We start from the raw sequence: 20,806 nt of genomic DNA on the forward strand, positions 1-20,806 counted from the left end.
GTAGCGTGGGGTGATGGACGCAGTGAGAGTGTTGATCACGGGTGCGACCGGATACATCGGCGGACGTCTTGCCCCTCGCCTGGTCGAAGAGGGTCATCGAGTTCGAGTGGTGGTGCGCAGCCCGGAGAAACTACGCGATGTTCCCTGGCACGATTCGGTGGAGATCAAGCGCGGGGATCTGACCGACAGTGCCACCCTCTCAGGTGTTTTCGACGATATCGACGTGGTCTACTACCTCGTTCACGCCATGGGTGGGGGAGGGTCGTTCTCGGATATCGACAAGCGAAGCGCGGAGAACGTCGCCGCCGCTGCCCGCGATGCGGGGGTGCGACGGATCGTCTACCTGGGCGGGCTTCATCCCTCCGACCGAGAGTTGTCGACTCACTTGCAGTCCCGGCTCGAAGTCGGTCGGATCCTGCTCGACTCCGAGGTTCCGGCGGTTGTGTTCCAAGCTGGAGTGGTGATCGGATCGGGTTCGGCGTCCTTCGAAATGGTGCGCCACTTGACCAATCGGCTTCCGGTGATGACCACACCCAAGTGGGTGCACAACAACATTCAGCCGATCGCGGTGCGTGACGTACTCCACTATTTGATTGCAGCCGCGGCGACGACGCCGGAGGTCAACCGCGCCTTCGACATCGGTGGGCCGGATGTCATGCAGTACGGCGAAATGATGAACACCTACGCCGACGTCGCTGGATTGGTACGCCGACGCATCCTCGTCCTGCCCGTCCTCACCCCGCGTCTGGCAGGTCACTGGGTGGGATTGGTCACGCCGATCCCACGAGGTCTGGCGATGCCCCTGATCGAATCCCTGCAGAACGACGCGGTGATGCACAATCACGACATCGACAGCTTCATCCCGCCTCCCGCCGAGGGCCTCACGCCGTATCGAGAAGCGGTGCGACTGGCACTTCGAAAGATCGACACCGGTGAGGTGGAGACGGCGTGGTCCGGTGCAACGATTGCGGGCGCTCCATCCGATCCTCTTCCATCCGACCCGGATTGGGCCGGCGAAGCGGTCTACGTCGATCATCGCGAACGTGACTGCGCGGCGGATCCGAAAACCCTCTGGTCGGTGGTCGAGTCGATCGGCGGCGAGAACGGTTGGTATTCATTCCCTTTGGCGTGGGCCATTCGGGGGTGGATGGACCGCGCGGTCGGTGGTGTCGGACTGCGCCGGGGCAGGCGGGATCCACGCCGGCTCAACACGGGCGAAGCCCTGGACTTTTGGAGGGTCGAAGAAATCGATCGAGGCAAGTTGCTCCGATTGCGCGCCGAGATGAAGGTCCCGGGCGGAGCATGGTTGGAGTTGCGAGTATCAGAAGGCCCAGCCGGTGCCGACGGACGGCCGGTGGGTTCCCACCTCGATCAACGCGCGGTCTTCTTCCCTCGCGGGCTCGCAGGACGGGCGTACTGGTATTCGATCCTTCCTTTCCACGGAGTTGTCTTCCAGGGGATGATCACCAACATCACCGGTGCCGCCGAGCGTGAGATGGCTGCAGTGCAGGAAACGGGTGCAGTGCAGGAAGCGGGTGCAGTGCAGGAAACGGCTGGGGCGAAGGACACGGAAAGTGCCGCCGATTAATTGGTATGACTTCCGAACTTCGGCGCGTTATAGTGAATAGCCCCACGAAAGACGCGGGGCACACACGGGGCTGAACGGTTTCGACTGCGTGTGTTGAGTTAGGGGAAGCGTGTCGGTGCAGGCAAGAGACCACCGTAAGCGTCGCTGCAAACCTATAAGCGCCGATTCCAATCAGCGCGACTACGCTCTCGCTGCCTAAGTAGCGAAGCGTGTCTGTCAGCCCGGGGTTGCCCTCGACCCGGTTCCTGGCATCAGCTAGAGGGCTTTACTGTTCGGCTCGGTCACGGAGTCGAATGGGACATCAAACAGTGACTGGGATCGTCATCCTGGCTTGTTCGCGAGACTGGGAGATCCAAGTAGAGACTTAGCGAACTGCACACGGAGAAGCCCTAGCGATTCAACGTAGGACCCGGGTTCAATTCCCGGCAGCTCCACAACAGGTCGGGCCGGAGAGCACACGCTCTCCGGCCCGACCTTTTTGCTGCCTTTTTGCTGCTGTCTTGCTGCGGCACTCTGCTGTGTGGCCCGGGCCTTCTTGCGATCAGGAGCCGAAGAATCCCAGGTCGACCGAGCCGACGAAGCCGGGAGCTTCCTTGGCCAGCGGCTTGCCGTCCAGATCGGCAGGCAATGCAACGCCCAGGCTCTGGAGGATTGTCGGGGTGATGTCAGCGATCGTGTACGAGTCTGTGTTCTGACCGGCCGCGTATCCCGAGCCGCGTGCTATGACGAATGTCGTTGCTTCCGCGGGTGTCTGACCGCCGTGCCCACCGGCGGGCTTGTGCCCGTGATCCGCAGTGACCAGTACGGTCCACTTCTCACCGGTCTTTGCTGCGCGCTGATCGACGGCATCGACAATCTTGCCCACCTGAGCATCGACCGAGGCGATGGACTCTTCGTACGCAGCGCCGTTGGTGCCGCCGCTATGTCCCGCGCCGTCCACCTGATCGAGTTGGGTGAAGATCAGGTCAGGTCCCTTGTCTGTGATGTCGCGGGCGACGGCGTCTGCCGTCGCAGCGTCGGTGGCCGCTCCGGAACCTGCATCGGCCGTGGTGACGACAACATCGGCTTTCGGTGTCCCACTGGAGGCGATGTTGTCGATGCCGCCCCAGGTGGAGATCGATTCGGTGAGGAGGGAGGGCTTTGCTGTTTCCAGCCGGGTGAAGACGCTCGGGTAGAGGTCGAAGCGGGCGCCCGCGTACGTGTTGTCCTTGACTCCGTGCTTGGTATCCCAGACTCCGGTCAGGATGGTCGACCACGACGGTCCGGAGATGGTGGTGTGGCCGAGGATGGAAGATTCTCCGCTGGTTCCTTCGGCGATCAGCTTCTGGAGGCGGGGAGCGTCGGCGGTCTTGATGTGGCTGAGCATAGTGCCGTCGAGGCCGATGACAACTGTCTTCTCGGCGGCCGACGGATTGAGGTCGGACGATCCGGGAATTGCTGCAGCAGTTGCAGTTCCGGCAGCAACAGCGCCGGCGAGGAGGAGTGTGATAGCGGCTGAGGTGCGTGCGATTTTCTTGGTCACGCTAAGCATCTTGCGATAGGACTAGACCAATTGCACTACCTGGATGTGAGGGTTGTCCTGTTGTTCACGGCAGATTCAGATTGGACTAGACCAATGTTTCCTCAGGCGGCCCAACCGTCGAGGATGACGCTGACCGCGTGATCGAGGTGAAGGGGCTCGCCGTCCCATCTTGGGATGATCGCGTCGTCGGGTATGTCTCCGCGCAGTAGGCCATCAGCGAATCCCTCGGTCGGTGGTGCTGGGTCGATGACGTCACCATTGGCGTAAAGGAACTCGAACTTCTGCTCGCCGAGAGTAGTGATCGTGAACTGGCCGTCATGCAGCGCGGTGGCAGGTGCCGCACAGCATGATCAGATTGTCCAAGTCCGTATTTCCGCCGCGTCCCCAGAATTTCACGTGATGTGCGTGTAAGAAGCGAGTCCGCCCGCAACCCGGTGTGCGGCAACATCCGTCGCGGTAATTCAATGCCAGCATTTGTTTGGCGCTGACGACGCGGGTCCTTCGGCCCAGATTCAAAACGCATCCCTCCTTTGTCGTTCCCAGGCGAAGTTTCGCGTTGCAGAGCACTTCCTCGGCGGCACTTTGGGGGAGCGCGGGTCCACTCGGTACGCGGACGGTGTTCGCTTCGTGGAAGAACACAACTTCGTTCGCGGCGGCCTTGGACGTGCGGTCTGTGACTGCGGCGGTGGCGAGCTCTGCCATCGCGACGAGTCCTGGTCCGATATTTCCGGCCGGGTTCTTTGTAGCCTTCTCGTCGACAGGGCGGATGGCAGCGGTTCGGGTGCGTTCACGTTCCGCCACCGCCAATGCTGCGAGGATTCGGGCGCCGTCCTGTGCGGGCAGGCGTCCTTTGATGACAAACTCGCCCGTATCCGAGTCCCAATGCCAGCGGACCTGAAGATGTTCGGGCGCTTTGCTTTTGCCGGATTCATTGTCGGTTGCTTTACGCAGACCTGCGGCGAGACGATCGATCTGGGCTGCGGGCGCCTCGCATCCGAACCGAACCATCTGCTGTTCGTTTGACGGCGTCGTGACCCGGGTGAGTGCGCGAACCTTCGAGTAGGACAGCCGGCCTTGCTCGAAGGCCTTCCGCATCTCGGGCAAAGGTCGGAGCGCTTTGGCGACGCGAACATATTCCCTGCCGGTGTGCAGGCTCATTCCACATTTCCACGACAGCCAGTGGGCGCACGAATGAAGTCCAGGGCCGGTCCAGCCGCGGTCTTCGTCGAATTTTGACAGGAGGGTAAGGAATCGAGCCGTGGCCGCGGCGATCTGGCCGGCGAGAGCGCAGATTTCGGAGCCGAGTTGCTCTACGTCGCTTCGGGTGGAACCCTGCGTTTCTTCATTGATCAGTGCTGCGGTATCGGTCAGTTCTGCGTTCATCGTTGCCCCCCGGCGCGTGTCCGACAATGTTTCGAATGTACGTTCGATAATAGATGCCAGTACCGACACACATCCGTGGATGAGGACGGAAAGCGTCCCCGCGGGGACGTCTAACCGCTGCCGATCGAGTACTCGGCGTAGGTACCGACATCCTCGAAGCCGACGTTTCGATAGAGCTGTGCGCCGTCGCTGGACGCCTGAAGTACAGCGGTTCGGGCACCTCGCTCGCGGGCGATGTCGAGTGCGGCAAGGGTGACCGCCGAGCCGAATCCGCGTCGGCGCGCCGTTTCGAGTGTGACGACCCCATACAGTCCGGCGACGTCGGCGGCAAAATGGACCTCGGCTCCGGCGACAGGCTGGGAGTTCGCGTATCCCACGACAAACGAACTCCGCGAGCGCTCATCGAGGATGTCATCGGCGGTGTCTTCGAAGAAACGTATTACTGCGGTCGAGGGCGGCGACCAATTGGCGGCCATCACGGCGGCGTAGTCGGCGAGCTTCGAACGAGTCGTCACTCGCTGAACGCACAGTTCTGAGACAGGCGTTGGGCGTGGGACGACGTCCAAGTCTGCCGTCATCGCTCTTTCTTCCTCGGAGCGCACGCAGCCGAGGGCTGACAAGCGAGCGCCGAGGTCAGAGGGCTTGTCGCGCGGACCTGTCCACCAGGAGAACGGACGACCGGTTGCTCGAAGCCACGCGAGTACGTCGAGTAGTCGTCGGTCTTCTTCCGGGCCTTCAGCAGCAGGTACAGCGAAGCGCGCACCAGCGATGATGTTGAAAGTGTCGTCGGTGAGGCCGCTGTCTGCGACGACAACATCTGCAGAGACCGTGACCGATCCCGTCGGCAAGTGTTCATGCAGGTGGCAGGCATGGGATACCAAGTTGGCGTCCATGGCGTCGAGGACATCGCCGACGAGTGCTTCACGATTCACAAAAGAAATTCTACGAACCCCATCCAAATGGTTTTCGGCTCCGAATGCCGTGTATGACGCCCAACCGACGGCAACAGCAGGACGGTGACCAGCACCTGGTGGTGCTAGTGCTGCCTGGAGGAAAGGTATCGAGCCATCGCCCGGCTCGCGCCTGGCATCTGTCCAACCTTCGGATGTGCCCGTTCACCGCTCAGCTTCGCCTCTCCGGTGTCAAGGCGGTGCAGGCTCGCTATCGAGTTCGAGGTTGGAACGGTGCCGAGCGCAGTCCGGTCGCCGACGCCCGCGCCGCACTCGACGCGATAACGAAACGTAATTCACAAGCTCAGGTGATCCTGCTGGGGCACTCGATGGGCGGACGGGTCGCCGCCGAACTATGTGGCGATCCGGCGGTGGTCGGTGTGGTCGCGCTGGCGCCGTGGTGGCCCGATGGAACGTCGGTGAATCTGCATTCGGACACACCGCTGGTTGTGCTCCACGGCACGGCCGACTCGTGGACCGACCCGGCAGCGTCTCGCCGGAAGGTCGACGAACTGCAGAAGTCGGGTAAGAGCGCTGAATGGATCGGCATCGACGGCGCAGGCCACTTCATGCTCCGTCGGGCGGCGACTTGGCATCGCCTCGTCGCGGATGCAATCGCAGGAATGAGTCGCGGGGTAGCCGCAACAAAGATGGGAGAACGACGATGAGTTCCGACAAGCGCAAGGTGGCCGTCGTCGGTAGTGGTGTCGCAGGTCTGACAGCGGCGTGGGTGCTCAGTAAGGACAGTGACGTCACCCTCTACGAAGCGGATTCACGGCTCGGCGGGCACGCGGACACCCATTCGGTCACCGACCCGGAAGGGCGAAGCCTCGCCATCGACACGGGGTTCATCGTCCACAACGATCGCACCTATCCGACATTGTTGCGATTGTTCGCAGAACTAGATGTGCCTACGCAGGAATCCGATATGAGCATGTCGGTCAGGTGTGGGGGGTGCGGGCTCGAGTACTCGGGAGGCCAAGGGTTGCGCGGCGTTCTCCCGACGCCGGGGCTGCTGGTGAACGGCAGTTTTCTGTCGATGTTGATGGAGGTCAAGCGCTTCCATCGCCGTGCCCGAGCCCTGCTCGACAACACGGATCCGTCGGCACCCGACCAGACACTGGGGGTGTTTCTGCGCAGCGGCCGGTTCTCCGACTACTTCACCGCTCACTTCATGACTCCGCTCGTGTCGGCAGTCTGGTCGTGTGATCCCGGCTCGGCGCTGAAATATCCCGCGCGGTACCTGTTCTCGTTCCTCGATCACCACGGAATGCTGAGCGTCACTGGATCGCCGACCTGGCGAACAGTCACCGGTGGATCGGGCGAATACGTTCGTCTCGTCGCCAAAAGCATCGGGGATATCCGCCTCAACACGCCGGTTTGCGCCGTCCACCGGTTCGACGATCGCGTCGACATTCGTGACGGCGACGACCAGATCCAGACCTTCGACGCAGCCGTGGTCGCAACGCATCCGCAGCAAGCACTGAAGATTTTGGCGGATCCGACGCCTGCCGAATCCCAGGTCCTCGGCGCAATGCCGTACTCCGTCAACCACACCCAGCTTCACACCGACGAGAATGTGCTGCCCGGCAACACCAATGCGCGCGCGTCGTGGAACTACTACATCCCTGAATGCAACGCGAAGCCGGATCACGTTCTGGTCAGCTACGACATGACGAGGTTGCAGCGGCTCCCGGAGACCGGCCGGCGCTACCTGGTGACCTTGGGGGGAGGCGAAATGGTGTCCCCGGACTCGGTGATCGATCAGATGACCTACGAGCATCCGCAGTACACACCCACCTCCGTCGCCGCTCAAGCGCGGCTTCCCGAGTTGGACTCGGACGTGCTCGCGTTTGCCGGTGCGTACCACGGATGGGGCTTCCACGAGGACGGTGCACTCTCTGGCCTGCGCGCCGCCGAACGCGTCGGAGGTCGGTGGCCGTGACCGCACCCATCACGCCGTCCATCGTTCATACGAGCATTCGGCACGTACGAACGGAGCCGTTGCACAACGAGTTCGAGTACCGAAGCTACAGTTGGCTCGTCGACGTCGACGATTTGCCCGAGCTCCCGAAGGCTTTGCGGCCCTTGGCGAAGTTCGACGCCGGGGATCACCTCGGCGACCCCGCTCGATCGATTCGTGCCAACGTCGAGACTTTTCTGACAACCAACGGACTGGAGTTCGCCGGCGGTCGCATCCTCATGCTTACGAACGCGCGTGTGTTCGGCCATGTGTTCAACCCGCTGAGTGTGTTCTGGTGTCTGAACGACGACGGCAGTCAGCGGTGCGTCGTTGCCGAGGTTCACAACACCTACGGCGAACGGCACTGCTACCTGCTCGAAACCGACGAACGTGGCGGGGTTCGCACGTCCAAAGAGTTCTACGTATCTCCGTTCAACGATCTGGACGGCGAGTACCGGATGCGACTTCCGCTACCCGACACCGCGCTCGCGCTCTCGATAGTTCTGGCCCGTGACGGCAAGGCGCCCTTCGTGGCCACGGTGTCCGGTCGTTGTGTGCCGGCGACGACGCGCGAGATCGTGCGCAGTGCGCTCGCCATCCCGCTGGCTCCGCTCCGAGTCGCCGCGCAGATCAGATTTCAAGGAATCCGGCTGTGGGCCAGGCGCTTACCCATCGTTCCCCGACCGCAACATCACCCGCAGGAGGCAGTGCAATGACCACAACCACTCTCGGCACCGAACCTTCCGCTCACACGATCGAAACCGAGCGGTGGCCGGGCGTCGCCACCGTGCCGAGCGGGCTCAAAGTGCGGGTTGCATCACCGGTTGCCCGCGCCCTGTTCCACAAGGCGGTCGCACGTTTGCCGCTGCGTGTCCAGATGCCCAACGGTGAGTTCTCCGGTGGCGGTAGCCCCGATTCGCCGTTGATGGTCATTCACCGCCCAGACGACTTCGCTGCTCGTGTGGGTGACAGTGGTTTGATCGGATTCGGCGAGTCGTACATGGCGGGCGATTGGGAAGCATCCGACCTCACTGCGGTCCTGGAAGTCTTCGCCTCCCGCGTGGCGACGCTCATTCCCGACTTCCTGCAGCGGCTACGAGGCCTCTACATTCCGAAGCAGCCTCGCAGTGAGCGGAATTCGACGCAGAACACGCGCTCGAACATCTCCCGGCACTACGACCTCTCGAACGAGATGTTCGAACTGTTCCTCGACGACACCATGACGTATTCCAGTGCTCTCTTCGAAGATTTGTCGGTAGGAGCTACCCCGTCGTGGGACGTGTTCGCAGCGGCGCAGCATCGGAAGATCGATCGACTGCTGGATGGCGCAGGTGTCGGACCCGGTTCGCGAGTGCTCGAAATCGGCACAGGCTGGGGAGAATTGGCGATCCGAGCTGCCCAACGGGGAGCGACGGTGCGCTCGGTGACACTTTCGGTCGAACAGCAGGAATTGGCAGCGAAGCGGATAAGCGCTGCGGGACTGGCAGATCGCGTTCAGGTCGACCTTCTCGACTATCGGCAAGTACAGGGGGAGTACGACGCCGTTGTGTCGGTCGAGATGATCGAGGCCGTCGGCCACCAGTACTGGGGAAGCTACTTCCAGACGATCGACGCCCTGCTGGCGCCGGGTGGGCGCGCGGCGATCCAAGCCATCACGATGCCGCACGATCGAATGCTCGCGACCCGCAACACCTACACCTGGGTGCACAAGTACATCTTCCCCGGCGGATTTCTCCCGTCGGTGCGGGCGATCGAGGACGTCACCGAGCGCATGACAACCCTGCGGGTGCGTGAGCGGATGTCGATGGGCGATCACTACGCGCAGACGTTGCGACTGTGGGACGAGCGATTCAGCGCTCGCACCGACGAGGCGTCCGCGCTCGGGTTCGACGCAGTGTTCGCGCGCATGTGGCATTTCTACCTCTGCTACTCCGAGGCGGGGTTTCGGTCGGGGTATCTCGACGTCCAGCAAATTGTTCTCGATCGGAGGAACCAGCGATGACTGCCACAATGGATCGAACGACACAAGGTACCGGCGTTGCGGGTCGTCTCTCGGACATCCTCAGTCCACTTGTCGGCGGCGAACTTCCGGTGCGGTTGACTGCATGGGACGGCAGCACAGCAGGTCCGGAAGATGCTCCGAAGGTGACGCTTTACAGCCCGAACGTTTTGCGACGCTTGCTCTGGAATCCCGGCGAGTTGGGGGCTGCGCAGGCATATGTTCTCGGTGAACTCGACGTCGAGGGCGATCTAGGCGATGCACTCACACACGTGTGGAAGGTGTCTGCCGAGCGGGGGCTCGGGTCGATTACCCCGACACCGTCGCTTGTCCTGGCCGCGGTCAAGGCTGCGCGATCCTTCGGTGCTTTCGGGAGACCTTTGGCTCCGCCGGCGTCGCAGGCTCAGGTGAAGGGGCGCCTGCACAGCCTCGCCCGCGACCGCGAGGCGATCGGGCACCACTACGATTTGTCGAACGATTTCTACCAATTGATCCTCGACGAGAACATGGCGTACTCCTCGGGCTATTGGACTTCCGATGCACCGGACTACACGCTCGAAGACTCACAGACAGACAAGCTGGACCTGGTGTGCCGCAAGGTCGGTCTCGATCGAGCGCGAGGCTTGCGGTTTCTCGATGTCGGCTGTGGTTGGGGCTCGCTCAGCCTGCATGCAGCGCGGGAGTACGGCGCCAGCGTTGTCGGAATCACGATCTCGGCGGAGCAGAAGGCTTTTGTCGACGCGAAGGTCCGCGCGCTCGGTTTGGAAGACTGGGTCGAGATTCGCCTCCAAGATTATCGAGAGATTCCCGACGGTCCCTTCGATGCGGTCGCGTCCATCGAGATGGGTGAGCACGTCGGTGAGGACAACTATCCGACCTACGTGAAAGCGCTTCACGACAATGTTATTGCCGGTGGCCGTGTGCTGATTCAGCAGATGTCCCGCACTGGCCCGCACCCCGGGGGAGGTCCGTTCATCGAGTCGTTCATCGCGCCGGACATGTACATGCGGCCCGTCGGTCGCACTGTTGCGATGATCGAGGAAGGTGGACTCGAAGTGCGGGATGTCCACGCCCTGCGTGAGCACTACGTGCGGACCGTCGACGCGTGGATCGAGACCTTCGAATCGAACTGGGATCGCGTCGTGGATCTCGTGGGTGTCGAAGTCGCCCGGGTGTGGCGTCTCTACCTCGTCGGCGGAGGAATTGCATTTCGGGACGGCAGGATGGGCGTCGATCAGATTCTGTCGGTCCGGCCGCACGGTGATGGTCGATCGGGTATGGAACCGGTACGGCCGCAGTGGGTGTCGCGGCGATGAACGGATTCGACTGGGGCGCGTTCGGAGTGGTCACACTCACGAGTCTGCTGGCGATCGCCGTCGGAATGGCGGTGACAGCCACGATCGGTGTACGGATCGGGCGCCACAACGTTGTCGACGTGTCGTGGGGCGCCGGCTTCGTTCTGATCGCGCTCGTGTCCGCGATAGTGGGAACCGGCGACCTCTGGCGCCGGTTGCTGATGCTTGCGCTCGTGGCGATCTGGGGTCTGCGGTTGGCGACGCACATGGCGATTCGATCGCGTGGCAAAGGTGAAGACCCGCGGTACGAAGAAATGCTCGGACGAGCGACGGGTAATCGAACGCTGTATGCGATCCGCAAGATCTATCTCACGCAGGGGATTTCGTTGTGGTTCGTCTCCCTGCCGATCCAGGTCGCAGCAGTGTCGAACGGCAGCTTCGGACTTCTTGTCGTACTCGGAATCGCGCTGTGGATTGTCGGCGTCACGTTCGAGACGGTCGGCGACCGACAGATGGAGGAGTTCAAATCCGATCCGGCCAGCCGTGGCCACATCATGGATCAAGGTTTGTGGGCATGGACGCGGCATCCCAACTATTTCGGCGACGCGTGTGTCTGGTGGGGGATCTTCCTCGTCTCGGCGTCCGTGTGGCCGGGGGTGTTGACCGTCCTCTCACCGATCGCCATGACGTACTTCCTGGTCTTCGCCACCGGAGCGCGGTTGCTCGAGCGACACATGGAACAGCGTCCGGGCTATCGCGAGTATCAGCAGCGGACAAGTTACTTCATTCCTCGCCCGCCGAAAGCCCGCTCCGGGACGTAGGCTCTTTCGGGTGAGGCCAGAGCATGGGTGATCTGAAACTGCCGGCTGCGGTATGCGCGGTTGCCGTCGGCGGAGGGTTGGGCGCGCTCAGCCGCTACGGTCTGGGGGAGCTCTTTCCCCACATCTGGACGACTCTGGTCATCAACGTCGTCGGCTCGTTCGTTCTCGGTGTTCTCGCGGCCCTGCTCGTGCACAACAAGGTTGGGTACCTCTTTCTCGGCACGGGCTTCTGCGGCGGCTTCACCACCTTCTCGTCCTTCGCGGTTCACGCCGTGACGGAGAGTCCGTGGCGATCGATTCTCTATGTTCTCGGGACGTTGATTCCCGCGATCCTCGCTGCAGCACTGGGCAAAGGGCTCGGTGAACGCTGGATCCGCGCGCGGGACGGAGCGTCGGCATGACAGTTCTCCTGGTGGCGCTCGGCGGCGGCGCTGGTGCGAGTGGCCGGTACCTGTTGGCGCGGTATGTGCCCGCGTACAAGGGATTTCCGGCTGCGACGTTCGCCGCGAACGTGATCGGCTGCTTCCTCCTTGGATTGTTCACCGGGGCAGCTCTTTCCACCGAGATGGCCGCACTTCTGGCGACCGGCTTCTGCGGCGGCTTGTCCACCTATTCGACCTTCGCGACCGAGAACGTCGGGATGATCGAGAGGCGCCAGACGGCGCTTTCTCTGATCTACATCGTCCTCAGTCTGATCGTGGGACTGTCCGCTGCGTGGTTGGGAATCCAGATCACGGATTGACGGATCCGGCGCCGAGCGTGCACGCCACGCGGCCAGGGTAGACAATTGTCCACAGTCGCGTCGACACAGTGGTCGACCACCGGGCCGAGGGGGATTCGTGGCGCACGAACGAGCAGGACAAGTGGCTCTGCCAGAGGATCTGATCAATGTTCCTCATCTGGTCACCGCGTATTACACGCGCACTCCGGATCCCGAGAACCCGATGCAGCAGGTACTTTTCGGCACTTCAGGACATCGCGGTTCCAGTCTCGACTCGGCGTTCAACGAAGCTCATATCCTGGCGACAACCCAGGCGATCGTCGAGTACCGCGCTTCGCAGGGAATCGACGGCCCGCTGTTCATCGGCCGGGACACACATGCGCTCTCGGAGCCGGCCTGGCTGTCGGCCTTGGAGGTCCTGGTCGCCAACGACGTCGTCGTCCTCGTCGATTCACGCGACGCCTACACTCCCACCCCGGCTGTCAGTCACGCGATCTTGCGATACAACTCGACGGGTCCGGAGGCCAAAGCCGACGGCATCGTCGTGACACCGTCACACAATCCGCCTTGTGACGGTGGCTTCAAATACAACCCGCCGCACGGCGGGCCCGCGGACACGGATGCGACGTCGGTTATCGCCGATCGAGCGAACGAGCTACTGCGCAAGGGGCTTTCCGGGGTACGGCGTGTGACGGCGGCACAAGCGCTGGACCGCGTCGAACGCTACGACTTCCTCCGCTACTACGTCGAAGACCTCCCCAGTGTCCTCAACCTCGACGCGATCCGCGATGCCGGAATCAGGATCGGTGCAGACCCCCTCGGCGGGGCAAGCGTCGACTACTGGGGCGCGATCGCCGAAACTCATCGACTGGACCTCGAAGTGGTGAATCCACTCGTCGATCCGACCTGGCGGTTCATGACGCTCGACACTGACGGCAAGATCCGCATGGACTGCTCGTCGCCCGACGCGATGGCGTCGCTGATCGGGATTCGGGATCGCTACGACATCGCGACCGGAAACGATGCGGACTCCGACCGCCACGGCATCGTCACTCCCGACGGCGGTTTGATGAACCCGAATCACTATTTGGCCGTTGCCATCGAGTACCTGTTCGCGAACCGGCCAGGTTGGGGCGCAGATACCAAGGTCGGCAAGACCCTCGTGAGTTCCTCGATGATCGACCGTGTCGTGAGCAGCCTGGGCCGCGAATTGCTCGAGGTTCCGGTCGGGTTCAAGTGGTTCGTTCCCGGATTGCTCGACGGGTCTGTGGGATTCGGCGGCGAGGAAAGCGCCGGCGCGTCTTTCCTCCGACACGACGGTTCCGTCTGGACGACGGACAAGGACGGCATCATCCTTGCGTTGCTCGCGTCGGAAATCACCGCGGTGACGGGAGAGTCTCCGTCAGCGCACTACGCCGCGTTGGCCGAGAAGTTCGGGAGCCCGGCGTACGCACGTATCGATGCGCCCGCGACACGCGCACAGAAGGCAGTCTTGGCAAAACTGTCTCCCGACCAGGTGAGTGCAACCGAGCTGGCGGGTGAACCGATCACCGCGACACTGACTGCCGCGCCCGGAAACGGCGCGGCGATCGGTGGTCTCAAGGTGACGACGGAGAACGCGTGGTTTGCAGCGAGGCCGTCCGGCACGGAGGACGTGTACAAGATCTATGCCGAGTCGATGAAGGGCGCCGATCATCTGGCTCAGGTTCAGGCAGCGGCCAAGGACTTGGTGTCAGGCGTCTTGAAGGCGAACTAGCCCGCGGACCGCTCATGTCGCCCGGCTAGAATTCCGGGCGACATGAAAACTCGTGCAGCCAAGCTGCCACAGGAAATTTGGGTACTGGTCGCCGCCAGCTTCGTCATCGCCCTCGGATTCGGGTTGGTCGCCCCGGCACTACCTCAGTTCGCACGCAGCTTCGACGTATCGGTCACCGCCGCCACGATCGTGATCTCGTCTTTCGCTTTCATGCGGTTGGTGTTCGCGCCGATGAGCGGCACTTTGGTACAGAAACTCGGTGAGCGGCCGGTCTACATCGTCGGCCTTCTCATCGTCGCGGTCTCGACCGGTGCGTGCGCTTTCGCGGGGGAGTACTGGCAACTTCTGCTGTTCCGGTCGTTGGGCGGCATCGGGTCGACCATGTTCACGGTGTCGGCCCTCGGGCTGATCATTCGCATGTCACCGTCGGACAGTCGCGGCCGCGTGTCGGGTCTGTACGCGACAAGCTTTCTCATGGGATCGATCGGCGGCCCGCTGGTCGGCGGTGCGCTGTTGCAGTTCGGTCTGCGGATGCCGTTCATCATCTACGCAATTGCGTTGGTGATCGCCGCGCTCGTTGTCTTCGTGAGCCTGCGTGGATCTCATTTGGCGTCACCGGACAAGGCTGTCGATGTGAAGTCGATGACTCTCACAGAAGGCCTCCAGTCTCCGGTGTACCGGGCAGCGCTCGGATCGAACCTCGCCTTCGGTGGCGTGATCTTCGGAGTTCGCGTTGCCATGGTTCCCCTGTTCGTCGTCGAGTTCCTCGGCCGAGACCCCTCGATTGCGGCCTACGCCCTGACGATCTTCGCCGTCGGCAATGCGTTGGTGTTGATCGTCTCCGGACGACTCTCGGACCGCTTCGGACGCAAGCCCTTTGTCGTGAGCGGCCTACTCATCTGCGGTCTGGGAACCATCGCAATGGGATTCACCGACAACCTCGTGGTGTTCTTCGCCATTGCCGCAGTGACTGGTGTCGGCTCCGGCCTCATGAGTCCGGCCCAGCAGGCCGCGGTTGCCGATGTTGTCGGATCGACGGCCCGAGGTGGACCCGTCCTGGCGGTATTCCAGATGATGTCCGACATCGGTGGGGTAGTGGCGCCGATTTGTGCCGGGCTGATCGCCCAACATGTTTCGTACTCGGCGGCCTTCGCAGTGATGGGAGCCGTCGTTGTCGTGTCGGCGACGGGGTGGTTGTTCGTCCCGTCGCGAACGAAGTCTGTCGAATCCGTTGTAGAAGATCTGACTGATGTGACGGTGCTAACGGATACTCCTGCGCGGACAAACCTGGACTGACCGGGCATTCTGTACTCTCGATCGGGTGGCAATTCGCATCGTGAGTCTTGTGGCCCGATTGGGTTTGGCGGCCGTCTGGCTGATTTCCGGGGGACTCAAGTTCTTTGATCCCGTTCAGACGAAGATCGCGGTGCGCGCCTATCAACTATTGCCCGAGTCACTGGTGGGTCCGGTGGCGACGGCTCTTCCCCTGGTCGAAATAGTCCTGGGCCTGCTGATCCTCGTCGGGTTGGCGGTGCGAGCATCCGCTGCAGTCTCGGTGGTCATCCTCACGGTTCTCATTGCGGTGATCATTTCGGTGTGGGCCAGGGGATTGTCCATCGACTGCGGATGTTTCGGCGGCGGAGGTGCAGCCGACGTCGGCGCTTGGGACTATTCGAAGGAGATTCTCCGCGACCTGGGCTTCTTGGCACTTGCCGTCTGGCTGCTCGTGTTCCCGCGTTCGCCACTCGCACTGGGGCCCGGATCACGCGCGGCGTTCTCAGTGGATACTCAGTCTTCAGTGGCAAGGTAAGCAATCGGTAAATCGTTTCGACGCACGAAGGACTGCATCAGCGTGAGCACCAAGAGCAGCAAGAACAAATACTCGCCGGAACCGGTCTCGAGCCGCTCCACCTACATCATCGGTGGCCTCGCGGTGCTCGTGATCGCGGCCCTCGTCATCGGCGGTGTCTTGTGGACGAACAGCAAGAACAAGCCCCAGAACGACGGTTACGGCTCCGTGCAGAGTTCCGAAGTTGCCGTCACGGTGCAGGACAATGGAGTGGTGCTGCTCGGCAAGCCCTCCGCCGCGACAACCATTGATCTCTTCGAGGATCCGCTGTGCCCGGCCTGTGCTGCTCTCGAACACCTCAGTGGCCAGGCTCTCGCGGCCGCCGTCGACAACGGTGACGTCGCCGTGCGGTACCACATGCTGAACTTCCTCAACCGGGCGTCGGGCAGCGGTGACTACTCCACACGGGCCGGCGCCGCTCTGCTCTGCGTCGCTCAGGGTGGTGACGCGATTGCGTACTCCGCATTCCACAACAAGCTTTTCGCGACCGACACGCAGCCGGCCGAGGGCGGCAGCAGCGACCACACCAACGACGACCTCGCCCAGATCGCTCGTGATGCGGGCGCATCCGAGGACGTGGCAACCTGCATCTCTTCCGGTACCAACGTCGAAGCCGCCGCGGCCAATGCCGCAGCCGCCAGCCAGGCGCTCAAGGATGTCGGGTCGAACGGGACGCCCACGGTAGTGGCGAACGGCAAGATCGTTGACACGGGCAGCAGCGACTGGGTTTCCAAGCTCTCCTCCTGAGCTGAAGCGGCCGCTCCGACGAGGAGCGGCCGCTTCGCTCTGACCAGGCGATTTGTTGCCCTGGAGTCAAGTGGTGTAACTTTCTTCCAGCAAGCGGAAAGCAGAACAGCCGCTGCGAGTTCGACTGTTAGAGTGAACTGAATACGGGGCTATGGCGCAGCTGGTAGCGCACCACACTGGCAGTGTGGGGGTCAGGGGTTCGAGTCCCCTTAGCTCCACCCAAGACAAATGCTCTGCACCAATCGGTGCAGAGCATTTGTTGTATTCGAGCCAGTGTTGTGTTGTCGACCCTGTGTTTTTCGAGTCTCTATTGCATGCAGCACAGTTCTGCCTAGATGTGTCGACCGCCATAACGCCAGGGCGTCAATGTTCAATAACGTCCGCGATGAGGCCTGATCATCCCGTGCATTCTCAGCATGGGGACCGTTGGCGGAACGGAGAACCATGAGTGCACACGTGGTGATAATCGGGGCAGGATATGCGGGCGTCATGGCAGCGAAGCGACTGCTGAGAACTCGGTCGGACATCACGGTGACCGTCGTGAATCCGCGCCCACACTTCGTGCAAAGAATCAGGCTCCATCAGATGATCGCGGCTGGCTACGACGCGACGGTCTCGTTCGACAGGGCGCTACCGCGTGCGGCACACCGAGTATTCGGGACGGTGACGGACATCGACGCCGCGGTCAGCGGGCTTACCCTCGACGACGGCAGTGTGCTCGACTACGACTATCTGGTCTACGCAGTCGGAAGTGGGCAGTTACCCAGCACTATCGGCGGGGCGGCGGAGCACGGGTTCAGCGTCTCCGAGTTCGAGGACGCGGTTCGCCTCGAATCCAGAATGGCGACACTCGACGGGAAGGCTACGGTCTGCGTTGTCGGCGGCGGTCTCACCGGAATCGAGACTGCCGCAGAATTGGCTGAGCAGCGAAGCAGCCGAATCACTTTGGTGACCGGAGGAATCGTGGCCCCGGATCTGTCAGAGCGTGCGCGATCTGCAATTCTCAGAACATTGACCGATCTTGGGGTCGACATCGTCACCGAATCCCGGGTGACGCGGATCGACGGTTCGTCCTGCGAGCTTGCGGGAGGCGCACGGGTGGAGGCAGATTGCACGATTCTCGCGACAGAATTCGGGGTCCCCGATCTGGCGCGCCGAAGTGGCCTTCCCGTCGACGGTCTCGGTCGTCTGAAGGTCGACGACCGACTCGAATGCTCGTCCCACCCCAACATCGTCGGTGCGGGTGATGCGGTCGCAGTCGGTGATCTTTTACTGAGGATGAGTTGTCAGGCCGCGATTCCCTTGGGAGTCCATGCGGCCGAGACGATCCTGCATCGACTCGAAGGTTCCGCGCCGCGCCCGGTGGCTCCGAAGTTCGCAGGCCGGTGCATCAGTCTCGGGAGGCGGCGAGGTGTGTTCCAGCGGACCACTCGTGTCGACAACGCAACGGGCATGTTCGTCGCAGGCAGGGCGGGTGCGTTCGTCAAGGAACGAGTGTGTTCGTCGACGACCGACTGGGCCCTCACTCCGCGCCGCTCTTTCTTCTACAGCTGGACATGAGGAGCGCTGGTCACGCTCGATCACAGACTCGATCGATGATCGCCGCAGTCTTGCGGACGTACGGTTGGCGGACGACGTCTTCGTGGCACGCGTCGACGTCGTCGAAATCCAGTGAGCCCGTGGCAATGAGTGACCAGATCTCGCGTCCACGGTTGTTGGTGGCCCCACGGATCACGGTGACGGGCGCGGCGCATGCTCGTATCCGATGCTTCCGGAGCGCCTGGCCTCCTTTGTAGAGGAACACGGTCCACTGGGTGGCCGGCGGGTACTGCAGAATGCCGGCGAACAGCGTGCGGATCCACATGGCCGCGACGGTGCGTCTGGTCGGCTTCCAGCGGGCATTGGTGGATGGTTGTGGTGCAAGGTCGACGATCGACGGATCCAAAGTGATGCCCGCTCGACCAGCCAGTCGTGCGGCAGCCTCGGTGGAGATTCTGGTGTCGAGAACGGTGACGTGTTCGACAGTGTCACCTGACTCGGACAGCTGTGTCGCCATTTCCAGCGCCACGTAGCCGCCGTACGAGTATCCGGCGAGGAGGTATGGCCCGGTGGGCTGAATCTTCTTGATTTCGAAAATGAAACGGCGGGCGCTTGCTTTCACCGACCGGTCGGGTAGTCCGCGAGATTCGAAGCCATGTGGCTGAAGTGCGTAAACCGGCCGATCGGTGTGAAGCGCTTTCGACAAGGCGGACAGCGTCGTCGATGGGCACCCCGCTCCGTTCATGATGAACAGCGGTCGCCCGGAGCCTTCGAGCTTCAGTGGCACCATCGTGTTGTGACAGACGCGATCATCGGGATCGATTCTGCGCCGATCCACCAGCGCTGCAAGGTCTTTGACGGTACTGGCGGCCGCGAACTCCGCCGCCGTGATCCGGATCCGGAACATGTCGTGAATCTTTGCCACCACTTCGGTTGAAGCAAGCGAATCGCCGCCGAGTTCGAAGAAGTCGTCCTCACGGTCGATGGAGTCGATACCGAGAATCGACTCCCAGATCGAGGACAACCACAATTCGGCGGGCCCGGCGAGAGTCGGTGGAGTGGACCGCACCTCGACGGAGGGCAGCGCTGTTCGATCGACCTTTCCTCTTTCGTTGCGGGGCAACGCCGGCATCAGAACAAAATGTCGGGGGAGCATCCAGGCCGGCAGATATGTCGCCAATTCGCGCCGCATCTCGGCGCCCGACCGTGCCATCACGGCTTTGGTCAGGACCACGTAGGCGACGATCTCCGGTCGATCGTTCTCGAGGACGACGGCCACGAAAACATCGGCGACGCCTGGAATTCGACGAATATGCGCCTCGACTTCCATCGGCTCCACCAGGTAGCCCCGAATCTTGACGGCGTCGTCGACGCGTCCCCGCAGTTGCAGTTCTCCGCGTTCGTCGATGCGGCCCCGGTCACCGGTCCGGTAGATGCTCACTCCGTCGCCCAGTCGCGCGAATCGTGTTGCAGTTCGATCCGGGTCGCCGTGGTATCCGTCGGCAAGATCACTGGAGACAACCTGAATCTCTCCGATCTCTCCGTCGGGGAGAGGCACGCCGTTCACATCGACGATCTGTACGTCCTTGCCGTCGCGAGCACGTCCGGCCGGTACCACTCCGACGGGTAGTTCGGAATGTGGTGGGAACGCGTTGTACGCGACGACACCGGTCTCGGTGGTGGCCAGCCAGTTGACGTACGTGACGCGAGCGAAGCCGTGACTGCGATGGCGCGCGTAGTCCTCGCCGTGAACTGCTTCCCCGTACGTTACGACGACGCGTAGGGAACCGATCGAATCATCATTTGCTGCATCGCAATCGAGATCCGACCACGCCCGCAGAAAGGACGGCGCACAGTGCGTGGTCGTGATCGAATACTCGATCAGCCAGTCGTCGATTCCCGAGACGCCGTCGATACGTGGATCCCAGCAGAAGACCGTGACTCCGTTCATCAGGCCCATGATCAGGGCCGTGATTCCGGCTCCGAAACTGACGGGCAACAGGTTCCCGATGTGATCGTCGGGTCGCAGGTCGATTGCTGCGGCGAGTTCGTCGGCCTTGTTCAGGCACATGGAGTGGCTCAACACGACTCCCTTGGGCGCCCCGCTGGTGCCTGACGTGAACGCGATCATTGCAGGGTCGGAACTCGATGGTTCCAACGCGCTGTCGAATCTGAAGCCCGTCGCAGCAGACTCGTCGAGTATCGACTGCAGCGGGACTGCACCCGAGGTGCTCATGATGTGCGCTCGGCGGGCCTCGGGGAGTTGTGGGTCGATCATGACCAAGGGCCGACCGGAAATCAGAGTGGCGAGGATGGCGGGCACCGACTCGGCCGTTGGTTCGAGATCGACCGCAACCGGGCGTGCCCCGTGTGACCCACGTAGGCGAAGTTCGCGGACCAATGCGTCGGTCCGGAGTTCGAGTTCGGCGAAAGTGATCCGGTCGCGCGGAGTCACGACGGCAACGGCGTCGTGCTGCATAGAGGTGACGCGGCGCCACCTCGACTCGATCGTCTCGTCGATGACTGCATAGCGAGTGCGTTCTAGACCTAAGTCGACAACCTTCATCACAGTAGCTCCGTCCGACTTTCAGCTATCTTTTAGCAAAGACTACATAAGGTTTGTGAAGTAGGTCCATAACAAACCAAAAGTAGTTTTACATACCGCCCCATCCT

General features: G+C 62.2%; 18 protein-coding genes, 1 tRNA gene and 1 other RNA gene. 16 read left to right on the plus strand and 4 right to left on the minus strand.

Annotation, left to right across the window (positions count from 1 at the left end):
• The first annotated feature begins 13 nt into the window (after positions 1-13).
• A complete protein-coding gene (locus QM609_RS18535) occupies positions 14-1,588 on the plus strand; it encodes an SDR family oxidoreductase (RefSeq protein ID WP_050655121.1) in 1,575 nt (524 codons plus the stop codon).
• Between the two features lie 66 nt (positions 1,589-1,654).
• Positions 1,655-2,025, plus strand: a transfer-messenger RNA (tmRNA) gene (gene ssrA / locus QM609_RS18540).
• Between the two features lie 104 nt (positions 2,026-2,129).
• On the opposite strand, the gene QM609_RS18545 is transcribed toward ssrA, so the two are convergent.
• From QM609_RS18545 to QM609_RS18555, 3 genes are all read right to left on the minus strand, one after another.
• On the minus strand, positions 2,130-3,119 hold the full coding sequence (locus QM609_RS18545; RefSeq protein ID WP_232319030.1) for an alkaline phosphatase family protein: 990 nt from the start codon (positions 3,117-3,119) through the stop codon (positions 2,130-2,132).
• A 306-nt stretch (positions 3,120-3,425) separates the two neighbouring features.
• Positions 3,426-4,493, minus strand: a complete 1,068-nt coding sequence (locus QM609_RS18550) for an HNH endonuclease signature motif containing protein (RefSeq protein ID WP_007731294.1) — start codon at positions 4,491-4,493, stop codon at positions 3,426-3,428.
• A 110-nt stretch (positions 4,494-4,603) separates the two neighbouring features.
• The gene (locus QM609_RS18555; RefSeq protein ID WP_082238979.1) at positions 4,604-5,425 is read right to left on the minus strand and encodes a GNAT family N-acetyltransferase; all 822 of its coding nucleotides are present in this window, start codon (positions 5,423-5,425) and stop codon (positions 4,604-4,606) included.
• A gap of 53 nt (positions 5,426-5,478) precedes the next feature.
• On the opposite strand from QM609_RS18555, the gene QM609_RS18560 reads away from it, so the two are divergent.
• The 14 genes from QM609_RS18560 to QM609_RS18625 all read left to right on the plus strand — a co-directional run bounded on the left by QM609_RS18560 (position 5,479) and on the right by QM609_RS18625 (position 18,154).
• Positions 5,479-6,111: an alpha/beta fold hydrolase gene (locus QM609_RS18560; RefSeq protein WP_007731295.1), complete on the plus strand. Its 633-nt coding sequence runs from the start codon at positions 5,479-5,481 to the stop codon at positions 6,109-6,111.
• Entirely contained in the window at positions 6,108-7,388 is a 1,281-nt protein-coding gene (locus QM609_RS18565; RefSeq protein ID WP_047271643.1) for an NAD(P)/FAD-dependent oxidoreductase, read from the plus strand. The genes QM609_RS18560 and QM609_RS18565 overlap by 4 nt, the downstream gene beginning before the upstream one ends.
• Positions 7,379-8,122: a DUF1365 domain-containing protein gene (locus QM609_RS18570; RefSeq protein WP_050655123.1), complete on the plus strand. Its 744-nt coding sequence runs from the start codon at positions 7,379-7,381 to the stop codon at positions 8,120-8,122. The genes QM609_RS18565 and QM609_RS18570 overlap by 10 nt, the downstream gene beginning before the upstream one ends.
• Entirely contained in the window at positions 8,119-9,408 is a 1,290-nt protein-coding gene (locus QM609_RS18575) for an SAM-dependent methyltransferase (protein WP_007731299.1), read from the plus strand. The genes QM609_RS18570 and QM609_RS18575 overlap by 4 nt, the downstream gene beginning before the upstream one ends.
• The gene (locus tag QM609_RS18580; protein WP_047271640.1) at positions 9,405-10,721 is read left to right on the plus strand and encodes a class I SAM-dependent methyltransferase; all 1,317 of its coding nucleotides are present in this window, start codon (positions 9,405-9,407) and stop codon (positions 10,719-10,721) included. The genes QM609_RS18575 and QM609_RS18580 overlap by 4 nt, the downstream gene beginning before the upstream one ends.
• Positions 10,718-11,521, plus strand: coding sequence for a DUF1295 domain-containing protein (locus QM609_RS18585; protein ID WP_047271823.1), 804 nt, complete (start codon positions 10,718-10,720; stop codon positions 11,519-11,521). The genes QM609_RS18580 and QM609_RS18585 overlap by 4 nt, the downstream gene beginning before the upstream one ends.
• 23 nt (positions 11,522-11,544) lie before the next feature.
• The gene (locus QM609_RS18590; protein ID WP_007731302.1) at positions 11,545-11,922 is read left to right on the plus strand and encodes a fluoride efflux transporter FluC; all 378 of its coding nucleotides are present in this window, start codon (positions 11,545-11,547) and stop codon (positions 11,920-11,922) included.
• Positions 11,919-12,263 (plus strand): fluoride efflux transporter CrcB, encoded by a 345-nt coding sequence (gene crcB, locus QM609_RS18595; RefSeq protein ID WP_003942344.1) that lies wholly within the window; start codon positions 11,919-11,921, stop codon positions 12,261-12,263. Before QM609_RS18590 ends, crcB begins: the two co-directional genes overlap by 4 nt.
• A gap of 97 nt (positions 12,264-12,360) precedes the next feature.
• The gene (gene pgm, locus QM609_RS18600; protein ID WP_047271638.1) at positions 12,361-13,998 is read left to right on the plus strand and encodes a phosphoglucomutase (alpha-D-glucose-1,6-bisphosphate-dependent); all 1,638 of its coding nucleotides are present in this window, start codon (positions 12,361-12,363) and stop codon (positions 13,996-13,998) included.
• Between the two features lie 42 nt (positions 13,999-14,040).
• Entirely contained in the window at positions 14,041-15,294 is a 1,254-nt protein-coding gene (locus QM609_RS18605) for an MFS transporter (RefSeq protein WP_047271636.1), read from the plus strand.
• Between the two features lie 25 nt (positions 15,295-15,319).
• The gene (locus QM609_RS18610; RefSeq protein WP_003942318.1) at positions 15,320-15,808 is read left to right on the plus strand and encodes a MauE/DoxX family redox-associated membrane protein; all 489 of its coding nucleotides are present in this window, start codon (positions 15,320-15,322) and stop codon (positions 15,806-15,808) included.
• A gap of 42 nt (positions 15,809-15,850) precedes the next feature.
• A complete protein-coding gene (locus QM609_RS18615) occupies positions 15,851-16,594 on the plus strand; it encodes a DsbA family protein (protein ID WP_007731305.1) in 744 nt (247 codons plus the stop codon).
• A gap of 145 nt (positions 16,595-16,739) precedes the next feature.
• Positions 16,740-16,812 (plus strand) — tRNA-Ala (locus tag QM609_RS18620).
• A 226-nt stretch (positions 16,813-17,038) separates the two neighbouring features.
• The gene (locus tag QM609_RS18625) at positions 17,039-18,154 is read left to right on the plus strand and encodes an NAD(P)/FAD-dependent oxidoreductase (RefSeq protein WP_047271634.1); all 1,116 of its coding nucleotides are present in this window, start codon (positions 17,039-17,041) and stop codon (positions 18,152-18,154) included.
• A gap of 10 nt (positions 18,155-18,164) precedes the next feature.
• On the opposite strand, the gene QM609_RS18630 is transcribed toward QM609_RS18625, so the two are convergent.
• Positions 18,165-20,699 (minus strand): AMP-binding protein, encoded by a 2,535-nt coding sequence (locus tag QM609_RS18630; RefSeq protein ID WP_283337337.1) that lies wholly within the window; start codon positions 20,697-20,699, stop codon positions 18,165-18,167.
• Positions 20,700-20,806: the final 107 nt, after the last annotated feature.

The sequence above is a fragment of the Rhodococcus sp. IEGM 1302 genome, assembly GCF_030056935.1.
In the GTDB taxonomy this organism is placed as follows: Bacteria; Actinomycetota; Actinomycetes; order Mycobacteriales; family Mycobacteriaceae; genus Rhodococcus_F; species Rhodococcus_F qingshengii.

Excerpts from the sequence above, each read along its gene's own strand:
- QM609_RS18560 (WP_007731295.1), top strand. The coding sequence starts at position 5,479 with ATGACGCCCAACCGACGGCAACAGCAGGACGGTGACCAGCACCTGGTG.
- QM609_RS18590 (WP_007731302.1), top strand. The coding sequence starts at position 11,545 with ATGGGTGATCTGAAACTGCCGGCTGCGGTATGCGCGGTTGCCGTCGGC.
- QM609_RS18605 (WP_047271636.1), top strand. The coding sequence starts at position 14,041 with ATGAAAACTCGTGCAGCCAAGCTGCCACAGGAAATTTGGGTACTGGTC.
- QM609_RS18550 (WP_007731294.1), bottom strand. The coding sequence starts at position 4,493 with ATGAACGCAGAACTGACCGATACCGCAGCACTGATCAATGAAGAAACG.
- QM609_RS18545 (WP_232319030.1), bottom strand. The coding sequence starts at position 3,119 with ATGCTTAGCGTGACCAAGAAAATCGCACGCACCTCAGCCGCTATCACA.
- QM609_RS18585 (WP_047271823.1), top strand. The coding sequence starts at position 10,718 with ATGAACGGATTCGACTGGGGCGCGTTCGGAGTGGTCACACTCACGAGT.
- QM609_RS18630 (WP_283337337.1), bottom strand. The coding sequence starts at position 20,699 with ATGAAGGTTGTCGACTTAGGTCTAGAACGCACTCGCTATGCAGTCATC.
- QM609_RS18625 (WP_047271634.1), top strand. The coding sequence starts at position 17,039 with ATGAGTGCACACGTGGTGATAATCGGGGCAGGATATGCGGGCGTCATG.
- QM609_RS18565 (WP_047271643.1), top strand. The coding sequence starts at position 6,108 with ATGAGTTCCGACAAGCGCAAGGTGGCCGTCGTCGGTAGTGGTGTCGCA.
- QM609_RS18535 (WP_050655121.1), top strand. The coding sequence starts at position 14 with ATGGACGCAGTGAGAGTGTTGATCACGGGTGCGACCGGATACATCGGC.
- crcB (WP_003942344.1), top strand. The coding sequence starts at position 11,919 with ATGACAGTTCTCCTGGTGGCGCTCGGCGGCGGCGCTGGTGCGAGTGGC.
- QM609_RS18580 (WP_047271640.1), top strand. The coding sequence starts at position 9,405 with ATGACTGCCACAATGGATCGAACGACACAAGGTACCGGCGTTGCGGGT.
- QM609_RS18575 (WP_007731299.1), top strand. The coding sequence starts at position 8,119 with ATGACCACAACCACTCTCGGCACCGAACCTTCCGCTCACACGATCGAA.